This is a genomic window from Roseomonas alba (assembly GCF_019430885.1).
GTDB lineage: Bacteria > Pseudomonadota > Alphaproteobacteria > Acetobacterales > Acetobacteraceae > Neoroseomonas > Neoroseomonas alba.
In genome coordinates, this window is the sequence record NZ_JAHYBZ010000009.1 from 156,685 (window position 1) to 173,310 (window position 16,626).

At 69.5% G+C, this 16,626-nt stretch carries 20 protein-coding genes; 16 read left to right on the plus strand and 4 right to left on the minus strand.

The window, feature by feature from the left end; all coding sequences use genetic code 11:
- The first annotated feature begins 1 nt into the window (after position 1).
- The 4 genes from KPL78_RS23815 to KPL78_RS23830 all read left to right on the plus strand — a co-directional run bounded on the left by KPL78_RS23815 (position 2) and on the right by KPL78_RS23830 (position 3,738).
- The gene (locus KPL78_RS23815; RefSeq protein ID WP_219765471.1) at positions 2-967 is read left to right on the plus strand and encodes a tripartite tricarboxylate transporter substrate binding protein; all 966 of its coding nucleotides are present in this window, start codon (positions 2-4) and stop codon (positions 965-967) included.
- Positions 968-1,137: 170 nt separating this feature from the next.
- Entirely contained in the window at positions 1,138-2,001 is an 864-nt protein-coding gene (locus KPL78_RS23820; RefSeq protein WP_219765472.1) for an isocitrate lyase/PEP mutase family protein, read from the plus strand.
- A 91-nt stretch (positions 2,002-2,092) separates the two neighbouring features.
- Positions 2,093-3,295, plus strand: coding sequence for a pyridoxal phosphate-dependent aminotransferase (locus KPL78_RS23825; RefSeq protein WP_219765473.1), 1,203 nt, complete (start codon positions 2,093-2,095; stop codon positions 3,293-3,295).
- Entirely contained in the window at positions 3,292-3,738 is a 447-nt protein-coding gene (locus tag KPL78_RS23830) for a GNAT family N-acetyltransferase (RefSeq protein ID WP_219765474.1), read from the plus strand. Before KPL78_RS23825 ends, KPL78_RS23830 begins: the two co-directional genes overlap by 4 nt.
- A 271-nt stretch (positions 3,739-4,009) precedes the next feature.
- Here the strand turns inward: KPL78_RS23830 and KPL78_RS23835 are convergent, their stop codons facing one another.
- A complete protein-coding gene (locus KPL78_RS23835) occupies positions 4,010-4,432 on the minus strand; it encodes a dioxygenase family protein (RefSeq protein WP_219765475.1) in 423 nt (140 codons plus the stop codon).
- 318 nt (positions 4,433-4,750) lie between these two features.
- On the opposite strand from KPL78_RS23835, the gene KPL78_RS23840 reads away from it, so the two are divergent.
- The 6 genes from KPL78_RS23840 (at position 4,751) to KPL78_RS23865 (ending at position 9,739) form a co-directional block, all read left to right on the plus strand.
- Positions 4,751-5,953, plus strand: coding sequence for a pyridoxal phosphate-dependent aminotransferase (locus tag KPL78_RS23840; RefSeq protein ID WP_219765476.1), 1,203 nt, complete (start codon positions 4,751-4,753; stop codon positions 5,951-5,953).
- Positions 5,954-6,220: 267 nt separating this feature from the next.
- Complete coding sequence (locus KPL78_RS23845) at positions 6,221-7,207, plus strand: GNAT family N-acetyltransferase (RefSeq protein ID WP_219765477.1); 987 nt, start codon at positions 6,221-6,223, stop codon at positions 7,205-7,207.
- Positions 7,208-7,224: 17 nt separating this feature from the next.
- On the plus strand, positions 7,225-7,749 hold the full coding sequence (locus tag KPL78_RS23850; RefSeq protein ID WP_219765478.1) for a DinB family protein: 525 nt from the start codon (positions 7,225-7,227) through the stop codon (positions 7,747-7,749).
- Positions 7,746-8,885, plus strand: a complete 1,140-nt coding sequence (locus tag KPL78_RS23855) for a PP2C family protein-serine/threonine phosphatase (protein ID WP_219765479.1) — start codon at positions 7,746-7,748, stop codon at positions 8,883-8,885. The genes KPL78_RS23850 and KPL78_RS23855 overlap by 4 nt, the downstream gene beginning before the upstream one ends.
- A gap of 72 nt (positions 8,886-8,957) precedes the next feature.
- Entirely contained in the window at positions 8,958-9,299 is a 342-nt protein-coding gene (locus tag KPL78_RS23860; protein WP_219765480.1) for an STAS domain-containing protein, read from the plus strand.
- Entirely contained in the window at positions 9,299-9,739 is a 441-nt protein-coding gene (locus KPL78_RS23865) for an ATP-binding protein (RefSeq protein ID WP_255569400.1), read from the plus strand. The genes KPL78_RS23860 and KPL78_RS23865 overlap by 1 nt, the downstream gene beginning before the upstream one ends.
- Here KPL78_RS23865 and KPL78_RS23870 read toward each other — a convergent pair.
- A complete protein-coding gene (locus KPL78_RS23870) occupies positions 9,729-10,613 on the minus strand; it encodes an alpha/beta fold hydrolase (protein WP_219765482.1) in 885 nt (294 codons plus the stop codon). The genes KPL78_RS23865 and KPL78_RS23870 overlap by 11 nt on opposite strands.
- 376 nt (positions 10,614-10,989) lie before the next feature.
- Positions 10,990-11,424 (minus strand): cupin domain-containing protein, encoded by a 435-nt coding sequence (locus tag KPL78_RS23875; protein ID WP_219765483.1) that lies wholly within the window; start codon positions 11,422-11,424, stop codon positions 10,990-10,992.
- Between the two features lie 66 nt (positions 11,425-11,490).
- Between KPL78_RS23875 and KPL78_RS23880 the strand changes: the two genes are divergently transcribed.
- From KPL78_RS23880 to KPL78_RS23895, 4 genes are read left to right on the plus strand one after another with little or no spacing between them, the layout of a single operon-like run.
- Positions 11,491-11,946 carry a MarR family winged helix-turn-helix transcriptional regulator gene (locus KPL78_RS23880; RefSeq protein ID WP_219765484.1) on the plus strand — a complete coding sequence of 152 codons (456 nt, stop codon included), beginning with the start codon at positions 11,491-11,493 and terminating at the stop codon, positions 11,944-11,946.
- A gap of 59 nt (positions 11,947-12,005) precedes the next feature.
- Positions 12,006-12,404: a carboxymuconolactone decarboxylase family protein gene (locus KPL78_RS23885; protein WP_219765485.1), complete on the plus strand. Its 399-nt coding sequence runs from the start codon at positions 12,006-12,008 to the stop codon at positions 12,402-12,404.
- Positions 12,404-13,312 carry an NAD(P)-dependent oxidoreductase gene (locus KPL78_RS23890; protein ID WP_219765486.1) on the plus strand — a complete coding sequence of 303 codons (909 nt, stop codon included), beginning with the start codon at positions 12,404-12,406 and terminating at the stop codon, positions 13,310-13,312. Before KPL78_RS23885 ends, KPL78_RS23890 begins: the two co-directional genes overlap by 1 nt.
- Positions 13,309-14,100, plus strand: a complete 792-nt coding sequence (locus KPL78_RS23895; RefSeq protein ID WP_219765487.1) for an N-acyl homoserine lactonase family protein — start codon at positions 13,309-13,311, stop codon at positions 14,098-14,100. Before KPL78_RS23890 ends, KPL78_RS23895 begins: the two co-directional genes overlap by 4 nt.
- A 31-nt stretch (positions 14,101-14,131) precedes the next feature.
- Here the strand turns inward: KPL78_RS23895 and KPL78_RS23900 are convergent, their stop codons facing one another.
- Positions 14,132-14,470, minus strand: coding sequence for a multidrug DMT transporter permease (locus tag KPL78_RS23900; RefSeq protein ID WP_219765488.1), 339 nt, complete (start codon positions 14,468-14,470; stop codon positions 14,132-14,134).
- Between the two features lie 95 nt (positions 14,471-14,565).
- On the opposite strand from KPL78_RS23900, the gene KPL78_RS23905 reads away from it, so the two are divergent.
- Both KPL78_RS23905 and KPL78_RS23910 read left to right on the plus strand, forming a co-directional pair.
- Positions 14,566-15,699: a glycosyltransferase family 4 protein gene (locus tag KPL78_RS23905; RefSeq protein WP_369412838.1), complete on the plus strand. Its 1,134-nt coding sequence runs from the start codon at positions 14,566-14,568 to the stop codon at positions 15,697-15,699.
- The gene (locus tag KPL78_RS23910) at positions 15,696-16,604 is read left to right on the plus strand and encodes a glycosyltransferase family 9 protein (RefSeq protein WP_432761293.1); all 909 of its coding nucleotides are present in this window, start codon (positions 15,696-15,698) and stop codon (positions 16,602-16,604) included. Before KPL78_RS23905 ends, KPL78_RS23910 begins: the two co-directional genes overlap by 4 nt.
- Positions 16,605-16,626: the final 22 nt, after the last annotated feature.

Here is a 16,626-nt window from a genome sequence, read left to right on the forward strand (position 1 = left end):
CATGCGCCGGAGAAGCATCCTGGCCGCGACCGTCGCTGCTGCGACAGTGGTGGCCCCCAGACTGGCCCGCGCGGCTTGGCCAGGCGATCGGCCGATTCAGGTCCTGGTGCCCGGACCCGCCGGCGGCGGGATGGACATCCTGGCCCGCAGCTTTCTTCCCTTCATGCAACAGCGCCTCGCGGGGGCGACCTTCGTCGTAGTCAACCGCCCCACCGCCGGCGGTCAGCAGGCCTTCGAGGGCATTGCCCAGGCCGCGCCCGACGGCTTCACCATCGGCGCGGCCCAGGCGCCCAATTCCATCACCCTGCCAATCGAACGCCAGGTGCGCTACCGCGTGCAGGACTTCACCTTCCTCGGCAATGTCATCGAGGACCCCTGCGGATTGTGGACCCGCGCCGACAGCCCGATCACCAGCGTCGCGGCACTGATCGCCGCGGCGCGGCAGCGGCCGGGGCAGGTGACGATCGGCACGGCCGGTATCGGCAGCGACGACCATCTGCTGGTGCTCGCCCTGCAGGACGCGGCCGGGGTCGAATTCTCCCATGTGCCCTTCAACGGCACGCCGCCGATCATCCAGAACCTGCTGTCCCGCAGCATCGATGTCGGATCCTTCAACATGAGCGAGGGTCTCGCCCTGCTGCGCGAAGGCGCGCTGCGCGGCATCGCCCAGGGCGGGCCGGAACGCTGGGCGGGCACGCCGGGCGTGCCGACCTTCCGCGACCAGGCGGTCGCCGTTCTGGGCGGGTCCACGCGCGGCATGGTGGCCCCGCCGAACCTGCCCGCCGGCATGCGGGACGCGCTGCGCCATGCCGTGTCCGAGGCCAATGCCGACCCCGTCTGGATCGCCGAGGCGACGCGGCTCAACCTGCCACTCCGCCCGATGACGGCGGAGGCGCAGGAGCGCCTCTTCCTCGAGGAGGATGTCAGGCTGCGCGCCATCTGGGCGCGCAAACCCTGGCGCGACTGAGAGACTGTTTGGACAGTCCGGCACCGGCCCGCACCCCCAGCCCGGCCACCCATTCCAGGATACTGACGTGAGTGGCCGGGTTGGGGTGCGGGCCAGTGCCGCACATGGAATCGTGCCGCAAGGCGCGTTTCCAATCAGACCCTGAGACTACCCATGAATAAGGACCTGCCATGACCCCGCCTGACCGCTTCCGCGCCCTGCTCGCCAAGCCCGATTTCGTTGCCATGCCGGCGATCTGGGACGGGCTGACCGCCAAGCTGACCCACGATGCCGGCTTCGAGACGGCCTTCCTCTCGGGGTCCTGCGTCGCGGCGAGCCGCCTCGGCGGGCCGGATCTCGACATCATCTCCTTCGCCGAGATGCTCAACAGCCTGGAGATGGCGCGTGGCGCGGCACCCGATCTGCTGATCCTGGCCGATGGCGACCATGGCTACGGCAATGCGATGAACGTGCAGCGGACGGTGCGCGCCTATGGCCGCGCGGGGGCCGCCGCCATCCTCATCGAGGACAAGATCACCCCGCGTGCCCTGACCTCCGCCGGCAAGCCCTGCCTGCCGCGGGAGGAGGTACGCATGAAGGTCCGCGCGGCCGTCGCGGCCGCGAAGGACAGCGGCATCCTGGTCATGGCGCGCACCGATTGCCGCCCGACTGCGGGGATCGAGGAGGCCGTGGCGCGCATCGAGATGTATGTCGAGGAAGGCGCCGACATCCTCTTCCTCGACAGCCCGAAGGATGAGGAGGAGGTGAAGCGCGCCGTCGCGGCGTCGAAGGGCCGGCCGCATTTCGCGGTGCTGTCCCCGGGTGCGGATCGCGAGACGCCGACCCAGGCGCGCGCGGCCGAGCTGGGCCTCAAGATCGGCACCTTCCCGACCGGGACGCTATCCCCCGCGATGGCGGGGATGAAGGCCGGACTGGCGGCGCTCAAGGCCGGCAAGTCCGCGGCCGATGGCGCCCTGCCGCCGGCGGAGTTCCGCCAGGCCCTGGGCTATGCGGCCTATGAGGCGGCCGCCAAGCCCTTCGTCCTGCCGGGCTGATCGCGCGGGGAAGGGCGCCCGTCCCGGGTTGATGCCGGCCCGGGGCGGGACTAGGGTCCGGCCCTTCCCCACACACCGTTCCGGGCCAGCCATGAACCTGATCGCCGATCGCCTCAACCGCATTTCGCCGTCGCTCACCATCGCCATGACGACGAAGGCGCGGGCCCTCAAGGCGGCGGGCAAGGACGTGATCGGCCTGTCCTCGGGCGAGCCCGACTTCGACACGCCCCAGAACGTCAAGGATGCGGCGATCGCGGCGATCCAGCGTGGCGAGACGAAGTACACTGACGTCGCCGGCACCATGGCCCTGCGCAAGGCGGTCTGCGAGAAGTTCGCGCGCGACAGCGGCCTCGACTACAAGCCGGAGGAGATCATCGTCTCCACCGGCGGCAAGCAGGTCATCTTCGACGCGCTGCTCGCCACCATCAATCCGGGCGACGAGGCGATCATCCCCGCCCCGTGCTGGGTGTCCTACCCGGACATCGTCGAGCTCGCCGAGGGCAAGCCGGTGATCGTCCAGTGCGGCCAGAACAACGGCTTCAAGATGACGGCCGAGGATCTGGAAGCCGCGATCACGCCCAAGACCAAGTGGCTGATCCTGAACAACCCCTGCAATCCGACCGGCGCCGCCTACAACGCCGAGGAGATGAAGAAGCTGACGGACGTGCTGATGAAGCACCCGAACGTCTGGGTCTTCACCGACGATATCTATGAGAAGCTGGTCTATGACGGCTTCAAGCCGGCGACGATCCTAGAGGTCGAGCCGCGCCTGCGCGACCGCACCGTGACGATGAACGGCTGCTCGAAGGCCTATGCCATGACCGGCTGGCGCATCGGCTTCGCCGGCGCCCCCGTCGCCCTGATCAAGGCGATGGACAAGCTGCAGGGCCAGTCCACCTCGGGCACCTCCTCGATCTCCCAGGCCGCCGCCGTCGAGGCGCTGGCCGGCCCGCAGGAGAGCATCGAGGCGATGCGCCAAGTCTATGAGCGCCGCCGCAACATGGTGGTGGACATGCTGAACGCCGCCCCGGGCATCCGCTGCCACAAGCCCGAGGGCGCTTTCTACGTGTTCCCCGACATCCATGGCTGCATCGGCAAGACCACCGCCGGCGGCAAGAAGATCGAGACCGACGAGGACTTCACCATCGCCCTGCTCGAGGAAGCCGGCGTCGCCACCGTGCATGGTGCGGCCTTCCTGTCGCCGGGGCATTTCCGCATTTCCTACGCGACCTCGGACGAGGCGCTGAAGGAAGCCTGCACCCGCATCCAGGCCTTCTGCGCCGGGATGAAGTGAGCGCGGCCTTCACGCTGCGCCCGGTCGAGGAAGCGGATTTCGAGCCGCTCCTCGACCTCTCCATTCGCGTGTTGCGGGCCGACCTGGATCGGGTCGGCCGCTTCGACCCTGATCGCCGGCGCACGCGCATGCGCGCGGGGTTCGATCCGGCCACGCTTTCCGTGGTCGAGGTGGATGGCCGCCGGGTCGGCTGCATCGCCGCCACGCCGGCCGCGGATCATGTCGAGATCCATTCCTTCTATCTCGAGCCCTCGGTGCAGGGGCGGGGCCTCGGTGCCGCGGTTTTCGCTGCCGTGGCTGGCCGCCATGCGGCGCTGACGGTGCGGATCGAGGTGCTGAAGGGCAGCGCCGTCCTTGGCTTCTGGCAGAAGCAGGGCTTCCGCGTCATCGCGGAACAGTCCTTCGACTGGCTATGCGAACGCGAGCCGGGCGCGCTGCCGTAGCGCGAGGCGACTCGGCTATCGTCCTCCGCCCTGGCCGGGAACAAGGGAGAGGTTCGCCCAATCTGGTGCTGTGCTCGGGTCCGCCGCCGCTCGCCCGCAGGATTCCGTCTGTCGCATTTGTGGTGTCGCGCCGCCGGCCACGATCGCGACAGGGGCTGGCATTGTCATAGAGGAACGGCGTCAGCGCGTCGGGGAAGTAGAACTGGCCGGTGAGCACCGTTCGGCTGTCCAGGAAGACCTTGAAATGCACATGGGGCGTCCGGCCCCGGTATCAGCCCGGATAGATGGTGTTGAACGCCACCTGTCCCGCGCTGTCCGCGAACTGGGTGCCGCGCAGGAAGGTCTGCCCGACGGTGGACACGGCATGCGTATCGGTCTGCCCAGGATAGCCCGAAAAGGCGCCGAGTGCGTCACCGTGCCAGACATCCACGCGTGCGCCGGGCAGGGGCTGGCAATTCGCCCCTTCGACGACCTGCAGCCGCAGGTCGAGTTTCACCCCTGGTTTGCCCTCGGTGATGTCGGCGCGTTCGAGGCTCGGGTCGCGATAGAAGGGCCCCTCGATGGCCTGTGGGGTGAGGCGGCAGGTCTCGCCGGCGTGGCGCAGCAGGGCCGGGCGAGGGCGCCCTCTATGCGACGGCCGGCATTGCATGGCGGTGCCGATGCCGGCCAGCAGGCCGCGGCGTGGCAGGATCACTGTTGGCATCCTGCCCGCCTCCGACCGCGGCCTGCCGGGGTTGCGTGCAACAAAGCGCAACCCGCTACCGGCGGACCCTTCGGCTGCCGCGAGGCCGCGACTCCACGGCTGCGCGCGCTGCCGGGACGCCGGCACCGCGCACCATGCCGTCCGCCCCGTCGATGACACGGCATGAGCGGTGCTCAGCGGCATCGACCCCCACCTGGCGGCCGGGCACTGTCCGCCGGGCATGCCTCCCCCTTTCCGAAGGTGGCTTGGCGGGGCGCGGCGGGGCGCATAGGGTCGCCTCCTCCCAGCACCAAGGAAGAGTGCCCGCCGATGCCCGCCCTTGCCGCCCGTATGAATGAGGTCTCCATCTCCGCCTCCGTCGTGATGACGATGAAGGGGCGCGAGCTCGCGGCGAAGGGGATCAAGGTCATCAGCCTCGCCTCCGGCGAGCCGGACTTCCCGACGCCGATGCATGCGATCGAGGCCGCCCACAAGGCTGCGCTCGCCGGCGACACCAAGTACCCGCCGCAGGACGGCACCAAGGAGCTGAAGACCGCCATCCAGCGCAAGTTCAAGCGTGACAACAAGCTCGACTACGCGCTTGACGAGATCCTCGTCACCAATGGCGGCAAGCAGTGCATCTTCAACGCCTTCATGGCGACGCTCGATCCGGGCGACGAGGTGGTGATCCCCGCCCCCTACTGGATCTCCTATGCCGACATGGCGAAGGTCGCCGGCGGCAAGCCGGTGCTCGTCTCCTGCCCGCAGAACAACGGCTTCAAGCTGCGCCCCGAGGATCTCGACGCCGCCATCACGCCGAAGACCAAGTGGGTGATGCTGAACTTCCCGAACAACCCGACCGGGGCCGCCTGCTCGCGTGAGGAAATGCAGGCCATCGCCGCCGTGCTCAAGAAGCACCCGCATGTCTGGGTCATGACCGACGACATGTATGAGCACCTCGTCTATGACGGCTTCGAGTTCTGCACGATCGCCGAGGTGGCGCCCGAGCTGAAGGACCGCACCCTGACGGTCAACGGCGCCTCCAAGACCTATGCCATGACGGGCTGGCGCATCGGCTTCTGCGGTGGTCCGAAGCAGCTCATCAAGGCGATGATGAACATGCAGGGGCAGGCGACCTCGGGCGTGTCCACGGTAGGCCAAGCCGCCGCGGCGGCCGCACTGGACGGCCCGCAGGATCTGGTGCGCGAACGCGCCGAGGAGTATCGCCGGCGCCGCGACATGGTGGTGGACATGCTGAATGCCGCGCCCGGCATCGTCTGCCACAAGCCGGAAGGCGCCTTCTACGTCTTCCCGAACGTCGCGGGCTGTCTCGGCAAGACCAGCAAGGCCGGCACGAAGATCGAGACGGATGCCGACTTCGCCCTCGCGCTGCTCGAGGAGAAATACGTCGCCGCGGTGCAGGGCGCGGCCTATGGCATGTCGCCCTATCTGCGCATTTCCTATGCGACCGACATGGAGAGCCTGCGCGAGGCCTGCGCGCGGATTCAGGAGTTCTGCAAGGAACTCGCGTGATCGGCCAGGGCGGCCGGAGAGGGGCTCTACCCCTCTCCGGACCTCACCCCACCAAAGGCCGAAAGGCCTTTGGAAACCTCAACCTGGCGCCGGACGCCGCTGGCAAAGTGGTTGCCGAGACGCGCATTTGCGCAGGACACGCGCTATGAGCATCCTGGCGCGGCCGTCGCGTCCTGCACCAACAGATCGTGCTCCAGGGGCTCCAGGCCCCTGGCGGGGTGGTTCGGAGGGGCAGAGCCCCTCCGACCTTTTTGGACTGCGCTTCCTATGATCCGCGAAGGTCGCGACGACGACGCCGAGGGTTTCATCGCCCTGATCGGCACCTGCTGGGCGGAGTACCCCGGCTGCATCCTCGACGTGGATGGCGAGGTCCCCGAACTGCGCGCCCTCGCCACCTGGTTCCGCGACCAGGGCGGCAGGCTCTGGGCGGCGGAACAGGATGGCCGCCTCGTCGGCATGGTCGGCACTCGCCCGCTGAAGGAGGACGAGGCCTGGGAGATCTGCCGCATGTATGTCGATGCCGCCGCGCGCGGCAGCGGCCTCGCGACGGCGCTCCTCGACACCGCGGAAGCGCATGCGCGCGCATCGGGTGCCGAGCGCATGGTGCTCTGGACCGATACGCGCTTCACCCGGGCGCACGGCTTCTACGAGAAGCTCGGCTATGTCCGGCACGGCTCGATCCGCATCCTCGACGACATCTCCCACTCGCTGGAATTCCGCTACGCCAAGCCCGCGGCGGGTCTGGTGGTGGAGGCGCTGGACGCCGCCGCGGCAGCTTCCGCCGAACGCCGCCTGTCCGAGCTGCTGATCGCTTGCGTGGCCGACGGCGCGTCGCTCACCTTCCTGCCGCCGCTCTCGCGCGACCGCGCGACGCTGTTCTGGAAGGCGGCGTCGGCGGCGGTCGCAGCCGGGACGCGCGTATTGCTCGGTGCCTGGCTCGACGGGAGGCTCGCGGGCAGCGCCACCATCGATTTCGCGGTGGAGGAAACGACGCCCAACGCCGCGACCATCCGCACGCTCATGGTCGATCCGGCGATGCGCCGGCGCGGCATCGGCCGCGCCCTGATGCGCCGCTCGGAACAGGCCGCGCGCGCCCATGGCCGGCATATCCTCACCCTGGACGCCCGGGCCGGCAGCGCGGCCGAGGCGCTCTACCGTGCCGAATCCTGGGTCGAACTCGGTCGCATCCCGCGCTACGAGATCGATTCGGAGCGCCGCCCCTGCGATACCGTCTTCTTCTGGAAGGCTCTCTGATCCATAGGAGAGAGGCGATGATCAGCCCGGACTGGTGCCGCATGATGGCGGCCTACAATGCCGAGATGAACCGCCGCCTCTACCGTGCCGCCGATACGCTGGACGATGCGGCGCGCCGCCTCGACCGCGGCGCCTTCTTCGGGTCCCTGCACCGCACCCTGTCGCACCTCCTTTGGGGCGACACCCAGTGGATGAGCCGCTTCGACGGCTGGGAAAAGCCGCCGGTCGGCATCAAGGGCAGCCCGGACATGGTTGCGGACTGGGCGGCGCTGAAGGCCGCGCGCGTCGAGGCCGATGCCCGTATCGAGGCCTGGGCCGGTCGCCTGACGCCCGAGCATCTGGCCGAACCGCTGGTCTGGTTCTCCGGTGCCACGCAGCAGCAACTGACCCAGCCGCGCTGGATCACGATCACCCATTTCTTCAACCACCAGACGCATCATCGCGGCCAGGCCCATGCGCTGATCACCGCTTCCGGCGCGACGACCGAGGACACCGACCTTCCCTGGGCCGTGGACCTCAAGGGTCTTGGCCTGCTGCCATGACCAGCGACGCGACCGAGCGCCACCCGCCGGAGGAGGAGCGGACCATGGTCCGCCGGGCTGGGCCGGTCGCGGCGGCGGAACCCATCGTCCATCTCCTCGACCTTGAAGGTACCGAGGGCCAGCCGGCCCGCCGCGTCGCCATCGGCCCCGTGCCGCTGACCATCGGCCGCGGCGCCCAGGCCGGGCTGGTGCTGGATTCGGGCGATGTCTCGCGCAGCCACTGCGTCATTGCGTTGGAGGGGGAGGCGGCGGTCGTCACCGATCTCGGCTCGACCAACGGCACCATCGTGGATGGGCGACGGATCGACGGGCCGACGCGCCTGACGCCCGGGGCGCGCCTGACGCTCGGCCCGGTCACGCTCGTCTATCGCAGCGGCCGTGCCGCCGATTTCGCGCGGACCGAGGAGGTGGAGAAGGACCTCGCCCGCGCCGGCCGCTATGTCGAGGCGCTGCTGCCTCCGCCCATCCCGGATGGCCCGGTGCGCGCGCATTGGCGCTTCGTGCCCTCCACGAATATCGGCGGGGACGGCTTCGGTTATGGCTGGCTCGACCAGCATCGCTTCGCGGCGTGGCTGCTGGACGTCTCCGGGCATGGGGTGGGGTCGGCGCTGCTTGCCGCCTCGGTGATGAACCTGCTGCGGGTACATTCACTGCCGGGGACCGATTTCACCGACGCGGCCGCAGTGCTTGCCGCGCTGAACGACCGCTTCCAGATGGATCGCCAGGGCGGGCTCTATTTCACCATCTGGTACGGCGTGTTCGACCCGCGCACGCGCATCCTCGGCTTCGGCTGCGCCGGGCAGCATCCGGGCTTCCTGCTTGTGCCTGGTGAGGCCGCGCCCCAGGCGCTGTGGGTGAAGAACCCGCCGGTGGGGATGATGCCTGACTGGCCCTATCGCCGCGCTGAGGTGACCGTCCCACCCGGGTCCCGCCTGCACCTGTTCAGCGACGGCGCCTTCGAGATCGTCACCGCCGATGGCCGCGAACTGACCATCGGCGACTTCCTGCCCCTGCTGACGGCGGCCGCCATGCCGGGCATCGCCGAGCCTGAACGCCTCTGGCGCGCCGTCCGCACCGCCGCGCGGCCGGGGCCGCTTGATGACGATGTGTCACTTGTCGCACTCGATTTCGCCTGAGGCCCGTGTCATGCCACCGCTCCTTGCTATGACGCCCCGGCGCGATGCCGGGCGAGACTGGGAGATCCGCTGATGGAACTGGTGGTGGTGGATGGTGCTGGCGGGCCGCTGCGCCTGGTGCTGAAGGGTCGCCTGGATGCGGCGGGCACCGAGCAGGTCGAGACGGTCTTCGCTGCTCGCATCCGTGCCGCCGCCGGCCATGCCATGGTGGACATGACGGCGGTAAGCTTCGTCGGCTCGCTCGGCCTGCGCATGCTGGTCGCGGCCGCGCGCGCCGCCGACCGGGCCGGCCGCAAGGTCGTGATCTTCGGCGTCCAGCCCGCCGTGGCCGAGGTCTTCCGCACCACTGCCCTCGATGAGCTGATCCCGGTGCTGGTGGACGAGGCCTCGGCCCGCGCGCAGATCAAGGCGTGATGCCGGCGGGCGCGACCTATCGCCTGATCCTGCACGAGGGCACGGAGGCGCTGCGCGCCGCGCAGCTCGCCGTCGCGGCGTTCCTGCGCGACCAGGGTGCCGGCCCCAACACCGCGGCGCGGGCCGAACTGTTGCTGGAAGAACTCGCGTTGAACACGTTGCGCCATGGCTTCGCCGCCGGGGGCACGCCGGAACTCGTCGTCACCGCCTGGCATGACGGGGCGCATGCTGGCCTGGACTTCGAGGACCGCGGCGCGCCCTTCGATCCGACCCAGGCGGCCCTGCCGGTCAGGCCCGGCAGCCTGAAGGATGCGCCGGTCGGCGGCCTGGGTGTGCCGCTGCTGCGCCGCGTCGCCGCTGAGCTCGTCTATAAGCGCACTGCGGATGGCCGCAACCGGCTGCACTTGGTGCTGCCGGCCGAGGACGCCGTCATTGGCTGAGAAAGCCGTCCAGATGCGCGAGCACCGCGTCCGGCGCTTCCTCCGCCAGGTAGTGGCCTGACAGCACGTCGCCCGTGGTCAGCGGACCGGAGGCATAACGCCGCCAGACCTCCGCCGCGTCGTACCATTTCGGGATGCTGCCCTTTGCACCCCACAGCGCGAGCATCGGGCAGCGCACCGTGTCCCCGGCATCGCGGGACGTGCGGTCGTGGTCGAGGTCGATCGTCGTCGCCGCGCGGTAATCCTCGCAGATGGCCTCGATGGTCCCCGGTTCGTGCAGCGCGCCAAGATAATCGGCCCGCGCCTCCGGATGGAAGAAATCGGCGGGCTTCGGCTCGCGCGATGTGTGGAAGTCGAACCAGGGCTCGATCTCCGCGCGGATCATGCGTTCCGGGCCCGGATGGCGCTGGGCGAGGAAGAACCAGTGCCAGTAGCCCATGGCGAAGGCCATATCGACGCGCTCGAAATGCTCGAGCGTCGGGATGATGTCCATGGTGCAGAGGCGTTCCACCACCGCCGGATGGTCCAGCACCATGCGATGCGCGACACGTGCGCCGCGGTCATGCGCGACGACCTGGAAGCGCGCATGCCCAAAGCCCGCCATCAGTGCGACGAGATCCGCCGCCATCGACCGCTTGGAATAGGGCGCATGGTCGGCGCTGACCGGCGGCTTGGCCGAAAAGCCGTAGCCGGTGATGTCGGGGCAATAGACCGTGAAGCGCCGCGCCAGCACCGGCGCGACCTTGTGCCACATCGCATGGGTTTGCGGATTGCCGTGCAGCAACAGCAGCGGCGGTCCCTCGCCGCCGCGGCGCAGGCGGAAGCGCTTGCCTGCCGCTTCCTGGTATTGAAGTGCAAAGCCGTCGAAGAACATGGGCCGATCCCTCCGACCCACAGCGTGGCATGAAAGCGCGCGGTCGTCAGACCCTGCACTCGGGACCTTCGGGGCTGTCATGCCGGTGGGGCCCAGGAATAGCCGGTGAGGGCGGAATTGGAGGGGCGCTGCCCCTCCAAACCACCCCGCCAAATGATGGATCATTTGGAAAGCCGGATACTTGGCTGCCTGCACCAATGACATTCTGCACCCTCACAGCGCGTTCGGTGCGCCAGTGCGGGTCTCGGCGCTCATTCTGACAGTGGCGCCCGGCGCCAGGTTGAGGATTCCAAAGGCCTTTCGGCCTTTGGTGGGGTGGGTCCGGGAGGGGCAATGCCCTTCCCGGTTCCACAGTTCCGGTAAGGCGCCCTCGCTGTCAGGCCGGCACCAGCCCGTGGCGCAGCATGATCTCCTTCAGTCGCGCCATGTCCGGCGGGCCGGGCTGGCTGATCGCTTCGGCCATTTCCTCGAAGTAGCGGCGGCCGATGGTGCCTGGCGCGATGACGATCAGCGCGCGTGCGATCTCGTCATGCAGGTTGGTGTGGTGATGGACGATGCCGCGCGGGATGAAGACCACGTCGCCCTTGCGGACCTCATGCACCACGCCGGCGCGTGTCGTCGTCATGATGCCGTCCAGGCCGTAGACGATCTCGTCGCAGGCCTCGTGGTAGTGCGGCGCCGGAACGCGCGCATTGGGCGGGACGACGAAGTCGAACATCACCACATCGCCGGCGCCGTCGGTCTCGTCGACGTGGAAATGCAGTTCCAGGGCGCCGATGCGGACGGTGCGCGGGGCGGTTTGGGCTTCCATGGGCGGTCTCCGGAACGTAAAATCCCTTTACGAATGGAGGCGTAAAATGGCTTTACGTTCGAGTCAATGCCGAAATCATCGCCGCTGACCGAAGGCCCGCCCTTCGTCGGCGCCCTGCTCCGGCTCTGCCTGGAACAGGTGCGGGCCCGCATGCGGCAGGCGGCGCGTGAGGCCGGTTTCACCGACCTGCAGGACGCTCATTGGGCGCTGCTGACCTACCCCGCGCCGGATGGGGTGCGGCCCTCGGAACTCGCGCGGCGAGCAAGCATGTCGCGTCAGGCGGCGAACCACCTGATCGCCCAGATGGAAGCGCTAGGCTATTTCGAACGCCGCAGCCCGGAAGGCGCCGCGCGGCGTCTGGTCTTCCTCACCCCGCGGGGGCGCGCCCTGTGCGAGACCATCTTCGCCTGCCTGCGCACCATCCATGCGGAATGGGCAGGGCAGCTCGGCGCCGAGCCCTTCGCTGCGATGCTGGCGGGCTTGCGGCGCATTGCCGGCCCGGACATCGCCCCGGCCCGTTGACCGTACCGCCCCGAGGGGCCAGCGTGCCGCCCTCAATCATCCTGAGGGAGTGACGCCAAATGTCCGACGATGCCGCCCTGTTCGACAAAGGCCTGCCGATCCGTCGCGCGGTGCTGGGCGCCGAATACGTCGATGCCTCGATGGCCAAGGCTGACGAATTCATGATGTCGTTCCAGCGCGCGACGACCGCCTGGGCCTGGGGCTGGGCCTGGGGCGACCCGACGCTGGATCGCAAGACGCGCTCGCTGCTGAACCTCGCGATGCTCACCGCGCTGGGCAAGATCCCGGAGGTGAAGCTGCATGTGAAGGGCGCGCTCAACAACGGCATCACGGTGGATGAGATCAAGGCGACCCTGCTGCACGCCACCGCCTATTGCGGTATCCCCGCCGGCCTCGACGCCTTCAAGGCGGCTCATGAGGTGCTGGTCGCCGAGGGCGCGCTGCCGGGGAAGAAGTGATGGCCGCGCCGATCAAGCGTGTTGCCTTTCTCGGCATCGGGAACATGGGTTGGCCGATGGCGGCCAACCTGGTGAAGGCAGGCTTCGATGTCACCGTTGCCGACGTGGTGCCGGGCCGCGCGGACGCCTTCGCCGCCGAGACCGGCGGCAAGGCGGCGGCGAACCCGGCCGTGGCCACGAAGGGTGTCGACTGCGTCATCACCATCGTGCCGACCTCCAAGCAGGTGGCCGAGGCGATGGAGAGCATTGCCCCGTCGCTCGCCCCCGGCATGCTGGTCATCGACATGACCTCCGGCCAGCCGGGCCGCACGCGGGAGATCGCAGCGGTGCTGGCCGGGAAGGGCGTGGCGATGATCGACTGCCCGGTCTCGGGCGGCGTGCCGCGGGCGAAGACCGGCCAGCTTGCCATCATGGCCGGTGGCGAGGACGCCGATCTCGATCGCGCCGATGCCGTGCTGAAGGCCATGGGCACCTCCATCCACCGTTGCGGGCCGATCGGCGCGGGGCAGGCGATGAAGGCGCTGAACAACCTGGTCTCCGCCGGCGGCTACCTGATCGGCATCGAGGCCCTGCTGATCGGCCAGCGCTTCGGCCTCGATCCGGCGAAGATGGTCGATGTCCTCAATGCCAGCACGGGCATGAACAACTCGACCCAGAAGAAGTTCAAGGAATACGTGCTGTCGCGGCGCTTCGACGCGGGCTTCGGCCTCGACCTCATGGTCAAGGACCTGTCCATCGCGCTCGAGGTCGGCCGCGAGACGACGACGCCCACGCCTTTCGCGGCGCTGTGCCGGGAGATGTGGGCCTCGGCCGCCGCCCTGCTTGGGCCGGGCGCGGATCACACCGCCGTGGCCAAGCTCTCGGAACAGATGAGCGGCACGGTCCTGGGAGGGAACAAGGAAACATGATCTGGGAGGCATACGCCATCCGCTACGGCCGACACGATCGGGAGGCGCAGACCAATCACCTGCTGCCGCTACCCGATCCGCATGAGGCCATGCCGCTCGACTACTATGTCTGGCTGCTGCGTGGCCCCGGCGGGCGGGAGATCGTGGTCGATACCGGCTTCGATCACGAACTCGCGGCGAAGCGGGGGCGCAAGCTGTCGCGATCCGTGGCGGAATCCCTCACTGCCATGGGCACCGACCCGGCGACGGTCGAGGACGTGATCGTCACCCATCTGCACTACGATCACGCCGGCAGCCTCGGCATCTTCCCCAAGGCGCGCTTCCACCTCCAGGAACGCGAGATGCACTTCGCCGTCGGCCGGCACATGTGCGTTCACGCCATCCGCCATCCCTTCGAGGCGGAGCACGTCGTCGCCATGGTCCGCGCCCTCTACGCCGACCGGGTGGAATTCCACGACGGCGATGCTGAAGTTGCGCCCGGCGTCACCGTCCATCGCGTGGGCGGCCATTCCGATGGCTTGCAGGTGGTGCGGGTGGAGACGGCCCGCGGGCCGGTGGTCGTCGCCTCGGACGCCATGCACTTCTACGCCAATGCGCTGAGCGGGAATCCCTTCCCGATTATCTTCGACCTCGGTGCCATGGCAGCGGGGTGGCGCACGGCGAAGAAGCTCGCCGGCGGCGATGACAGCCGCGTCATTCCCGGCCACGACCCGGCGGTGCGCGCCCGCTTCCCCGCCGTCCCGGGGCAGGGCGGCGATGTCGTCGCCCTGCATCTGCCGCCGCTGTGACGGCGGGCACCCCGTCCCGCCGGGCGGGGTGTCAGGGTTGGTAGTATTGGAGAAAGGTCGCCGCGCCCGACATCAGCCCGGCGGCGCAGAACAGCAGGGACAGGCCCGGCCAGGTCCGCATCGGACCGCGCAGGGCGATCACCGCGTTGACAACGAGCGACATCATCACTGCGGCAACCGGCTGCGACCAATGATAATGCATGAAGCCCCAGATGATCAGCCCGAGCCACATCCAGAACGAGGCGCGTGCGACCACGCTCCAGACGACGTCCGAGGCGGCCGAAGCCGGCCGCATTTCCGGCGCGATCGAGCGGGTGCGGATGAAGCTCCCGCCGGACAGCAGTATCATGGCGAGGAAATAGGTCGACATGGCATCCACTTGCGTCCCGCGCGCCATCGGCGCAAGACCCGGCATGCTGCGTTGCGGCAAATTATGTGACTCGCCATGAAACACTTCAGGGAAGCGTGAGCCTGCGCTCCTCCCCCGCCATCCTGCAGGTGCTCCCGACGCTCGTTTCGGGCGGTGTGGAGCGAGGCACGCTCGAGATTGCCGAGGCCCTGGTTGCGGCGGGGTTTCGCGCGCTGGTGGCATCGGCCGGCGGGCCATTGGTGCCGGCGCTGGAGGCGCTCGGCGCCCGGCATCTGACCCTGCCACTCGACACCAAGTCGCCGCTCGGCATCTGGCGCAACGCCGCAACACTGGCCGAAATTACGCGTTCGGAACAGGTCGCCATCCTGCATGCGCGGTCCCGCGCCCCGGCCTGGTCGGCGCTGTTGGCGGCACGGCGCACGGGCGCGCGCTTCGTCACCACCTATCACGGCACCTACAATGAAGGCTTCCCGGGCAAGCGGCTCTACAACTCGGTGATGGCGCGCGGCGACCGGGTCATCGCCATCAGCCGCTTCATCGCCGGCGTGGTGCGGGCGCGGCACGGCGTGGGCGAGGACCGGCTGCGCATCATCCCCCGCGGCGTCGATGAGCGACGCTTCGATCCCGCGGCCGTGGCCCCCGATCGCGTCGCGGCATTGCGTGCGGCCTGGGGTCTCGCGCCCGGGCGTCCGGTGGTAATGCTGCCCGGCCGGGTGACGCGATGGAAGGGGCAGGGCGTGCTGGTCGAGGCCATGGCGACACTGCCCGGCGATGCCGTTGCACTGCTGGTCGGTGATGCCGGTGCCAAGCCGGCCTTCCGCGACGAGCTTCAGGATCGCATCGCCGCACTTGGCCTCGACGCGCGGGTGCGCCTCGTGGGCCATGCGGCGGATGTGCCGGCGGCGCTTCTTCTGGCCGATGTGGTGGTGCATGCCTCGACCGACCCCGAGGCCTTCGGGCGGACCGTCATCGAGGCCCAGGCCATGGAGCGCTGCGTCATCGCGAGCGATCTTGGCGGGCCGACCGAGACGGTGGAGGAGGGCGTGACCGGCTGGCGCGTGCCGCCCGGCGATCCGGCGGCGCTGGCCGCGGCGATCGGCCGGGTGCTGGCGATGACGCCGGAGGATCGTGCGGCCGCCGGCGCGCGGGCGCGGGCGGCGGTGCTGGCGGGCTACACCACGGCCCGGATGCAGGCGGCGACGCTGGACGTCTACCGGGACGTCCTGTGATGCGGGTGCTGGTCATCAAGCTCGCGGCGCTGGGGGATTTCGCCCAGGCCTTCGGGCCCTTCGCGGCGATCCGCGCCCATCATCCGGGGGCGCGCATCACGCTCCTGACGACGCGGGCCTATGCGCCGCTCGCCCGGATGGCGCCCTGGTTCGACGAGGTGTGGGAGGATGGCCGGCCGTCCTGGTCCGACATTCCCGCCCTGTGGCGCCTCGCGCGCCGGCTGCACGGCGCGCGGTTCGACAGGGTCTATGACCTGCAGACCTCCGCGCGGTCTTCGCGATACCGCTGGTTCGTCGGTCGCCAGGCCGAATGGTCGGGGATCGCGCGCGGGGCCTCGCACCCGCACGCGAACCCGGCGCGCGACGCGATGCACACGGTCGACCGGCAGCGCGACCAACTCCGGATGGCGGGCATCACGGCGTTTCCGGAGCCGGATCTGTCCTGGCTCGATGCCGATCTGTCCCGCTTCGCCCTGCCGGACCGATTCTGCCTGCTGGTCCCGGGCGCCTCCCCGGGGCGGCCAGCCAAGCGCTGGCCCGAGGACCGGTTCGGGGCCCTGGCCGCGTCGCTGGCCCTGCCGGCGGTGGTGATCGGCGGGCCGGCCGAGACGCCGCTGGCCGCGGCCATCGTCGCGGCTGCGCCGGGCACGATGGACCTGACCGGCCGGACGAGCTTCGCCGATATCGCCGCTCTGGCTCGCCGCGCCGCCTTCTGCATCGGCAACGACACCGGCCCCACCCATCTGGTGGCCGCGGCAGGCTGTCCGACGCTCGCCCTGTTCGGCGAGGACAGCGACCCGGCGCTCTGCGCCCCCCGTGGCCGGCGGGCCACCTTTCTGCGCCATGTTCCTCTCGCAGGCCTGGAACCGGCGGACGTCGCGGCCGAACTGCCCCGCCTGACTTGACCCGAAGGGGCGCGGTGCTCAT